We start from the raw sequence: 3,248 nt of genomic DNA on the forward strand, positions 1-3,248 counted from the left end.
TGGACCGGCATAATCAGCCATTTATGGGACTTTGGTCCACGCTGCCCGATGGTACCGGCGTGCAGGCAGTGTATGGCAACTTCACCTGGAACCCGCTGTCGGTATTTGAAGCACGACCTGTGCCAGGATCGCATAAGATCGTGTTTACGGCATCAGCCCATCATTCCATCACTGGAGGAAGCCTGGTTTTGCTCGATCCTCGCCAGGGAACTGATGACGAAGCGCCTCTCACCCGCCTCACGCCGGAAGTTTGCTTCCCGGAGAGCGAGGGCTGGCCTGCCCATTATTACGCCAATCCGTATCCTCTCAGTGAGAGATTCTTTCTCGTCTCCTGGAGCGATAAACCTCTCGCAGACCATGGGGGCCAAATGGACGATGCCGGTCCGGGCCTGTACCTGTATGATGCCTTCGGCAATCTTCATCTCATTTACCGGGATTCCAGGATTGGCTGTGAGTGCCCTCTTCCTTTGGCTCCGCGTTCACGACCTCCCGTGGTAGCGGGCGAATCCCCGGCTTTTTCGTCGCCCACAGCCACCTGTACGATCGTCGATGTTTACACGGGAATGCCCACCGTGGCACGCGGAGCGGTGAAAAAACTTCGCATTGTGGGACTCCCCGTCAAAACGCATCCCACCATGAATTATCCCGAACTGGGTTTGACCCATGAGGATCCTGGGAAGTTTGTGCTGGGCACAGTGCCGGTGGAATCAGACGGCTCAGCGTGTTTTCGCGTCCCTGCAGGGGTATCCATTTTCTTCCAGGCACTCGATGAACGAGGGATGGCCCTCAGAACGATGCGCTCAGCGGTCTATTTCCAGCCTGGGCAGTCTGCAAGCTGTATTGGGTGCCACGAGTCGCGACAGATGGCGCCGCCGAACAGAGAGATCGCAGCGCTCAGAAAGGGGCCGCAGCCAATTCAGCCAGGGCCCGTGGGAAGCTGGCCGTTCGATTACAATGAACTCGTGCAGCCGGTTCTGGATCGCCACTGTGTGAATTGCCAAAATCCCTCCGGGGAGGGTAAGAAATGGGATCTCACCTCGAGCCATTCGTGGGAGACGCTCGTGCGTTACGGCAAGCCAAGTTTGACGGACCTTGTAACAGAAGGATACAATCGGGGCCGGTCTCTCCCCGGGGAAGGGTTGGCCGCCCGTGCCCCGTTAGTTTCCCTGCTTACGAAAGGCCATTATCAGGTCGCCCTGCAAACCGAAGATTGGGAACGGCTCATCACTTGGATGGATCTCTATGGCCAGAAGCGAGGACACTTTGACGACGCCCAGTATCAAGAGCTGGTGAACCTCCGAGAGCAATGGAGGGGGGAGTTGGTCGGCATGGCGAATATGGCACAGTGACCCCACTGAATAGTTAGCGCGTTTTAGCGGATGCCATTTCTGTGTGAAAGCATTGCCGTTGAGTGTATTCCCATAAGCAGCAAATCAGACAACGGATCAGGCCATGCGAGGGGAAATCATCGCGATTGGTGACGAGATCACGAGCGGTCGAATCCTCGACACCAATAGTCAGTGGCTCAGTGTGCGTCTCGAAGATTTGGGGATTCGTGTGCTCTTCCACACGGTGGTAGGTGATGAACTTCAAGCCATGGTGGCTGTGTTTCGTCAGGCCATCGACCGGTCTGATGTGGTCATCACGACGGGCGGACTCGGACCCACAGCGGATGATCTGACCCGAGAAGCACTGGCCAACGCGACCGGACGGCAACTGGTTGAATTTCCCGAGGCCCTCGAACATATTCGCCAGTTCTTTCAGGCACGACAGCGTCCCATGCCGGAGCGCAATCGGGTCCAGGCGGCCTTTCCGGCGGGAAGCGACATGATCCACAATCCGCGGGGAACCGCACCAGGTATTTTCCTCGCGGTGCCTCGTGATGGTCGATCGCCCTGTTATTTCTTCTGTTTGCCAGGCGTGCCATCGGAAATGCGGGAAATGTGGCCCCAGGTGGAGGAGCGACTCCGTCGTCTCGGAGCGGGACGCGAGTATATTCTCCATCGGGACATCAAATGTTTTGGAGCGGGCGAAAGTCAGGTGGAGGCTATGCTGCCAGACCTTATCCGCCGGGGCCGCGATCCTCTGGTCGGCATCAATGCCTCGCAGAACACGATCATCCTCCGCATTTCCACCCGCGGCGCGAACCGGGAGGAATGCGAAGCCAAGGTGGAACCGGTGGTTCGGACGATCTACAGCATCCTTGGCGATCTTATTTTTGGCGAGAACGAGACCGAGTTGCAGGATGTCGTTATCGCGCAGCTTCGCGCCCAACACCTCTCGCTTGCCCTGTTAGAAACAACGACGGCGGGACTGGTCAGCGAATGGTTGAGCGGAGCGGAGAAAACACAGCACCAGACATACCGCGGGGCACTCATCGTGGAGGATCTGTCAAGGGCAGAAAAACTTTTGGCAGGCGTCAGCAACCGGCCGCAGCCGGCTGAAAGCGGCGAACCCGATTCGGCGTTGGGAGTGAGCCCCGCATCCTTGGCGCACCGTGTGGCGCAACTTTTCGGGACGGAGATCGGCGTTGTAGCGGGGCCGCTTCGATTCCTGAACGAAGACGGCACTCTTGCCGAGTTTTCGCTCGCTGTCTGTCAGGGCCAGCGCGTCCTGGAAAAGACAATTCGTTTCAACAGTCATCCCGATTTTCGCCAAATCACCGTCGCTAGACACATCCTCAACACGCTCCGTTTGTGGCTCAGAAACGGGACTTGAGGGATCGGACGGAGTCCGGGGTGAATGGGGCCAAGGGATCGAAAAGACGGATTCACGAGCGGTCGAACAGGCCCGACTTGCGAATGGCACGCCACAGACGCCATCCCCAGACGACGCTTATGCCGGCTCCCAGCGCGCCGGGAAAAGAGAGATTCTGCATGTGACCGTTGAAAAGGCTCCCGATCCAGGGAAGATCGCCCAAAAGGGGCGGCACCTGAAAAGCGAGCATCAGGGAACAGCCCACAAACAGCGCACTGGCCAGCAATCCGGAGACGAGTCGATTGGCGGAGGGCTCCAGGCCACGGTGTTCCAGGCGGATGTCGAACTGACCGCTTCGGATATGGTCGAAGAGGTCCAAGAGGTTTTGGGGAAGAGCGTCGATCAGGTGTTGAAAACGCCACGTAGCGCGACGGAGCTTTCGCAATCGCCGCCGCAGAGAGAATTGCTGCCAGAAGAATTGTTTCTGGTATTCCTCGATCACGTACAGAAGGTGAAATTTGGGATTGAGAAGCTGGGCAGTGCCCTCGAGA

Annotated in this window: 2 protein-coding genes and 1 pseudogene; 2 read left to right on the plus strand and 1 reads right to left on the minus strand. The window is 57.8% G+C overall.

Translation table 11 applies throughout. The features are described 5' to 3' along the window. On the plus strand, positions 1 to 1,349 hold a 1,349-nt coding region (locus tag H5U08_RS13685), incomplete at its 5' end, for a hypothetical protein (RefSeq protein WP_297034140.1). A 103-nt stretch (positions 1,350 to 1,452) separates the two neighbouring features. Continuing rightward, positions 1,453 to 2,718 carry a CinA family nicotinamide mononucleotide deamidase-related protein gene (locus tag H5U08_RS13690; RefSeq protein ID WP_297034143.1) on the plus strand — a complete coding sequence of 422 codons (1,266 nt, stop codon included), beginning with the start codon at positions 1,453 to 1,455 and terminating at the stop codon, positions 2,716 to 2,718. Positions 2,719 to 2,770: 52 nt separating this feature from the next. Here the strand turns inward: H5U08_RS13690 and H5U08_RS13695 are convergent. Continuing rightward, positions 2,771 to 3,248: pseudogene (locus H5U08_RS13695) on the minus strand (hypothetical protein); the annotation flags it as partial.

Source organism: Thermogutta sp., from assembly GCF_014359955.1.
Lineage (GTDB): Bacteria > Planctomycetota > Planctomycetia > Pirellulales > Thermoguttaceae > Thermogutta.

Excerpts from the sequence above, each read along its gene's own strand:
- H5U08_RS13690 (WP_297034143.1), top strand. The coding sequence starts at position 1,453 with ATGCGAGGGGAAATCATCGCGATTGGTGACGAGATCACGAGCGGTCGA.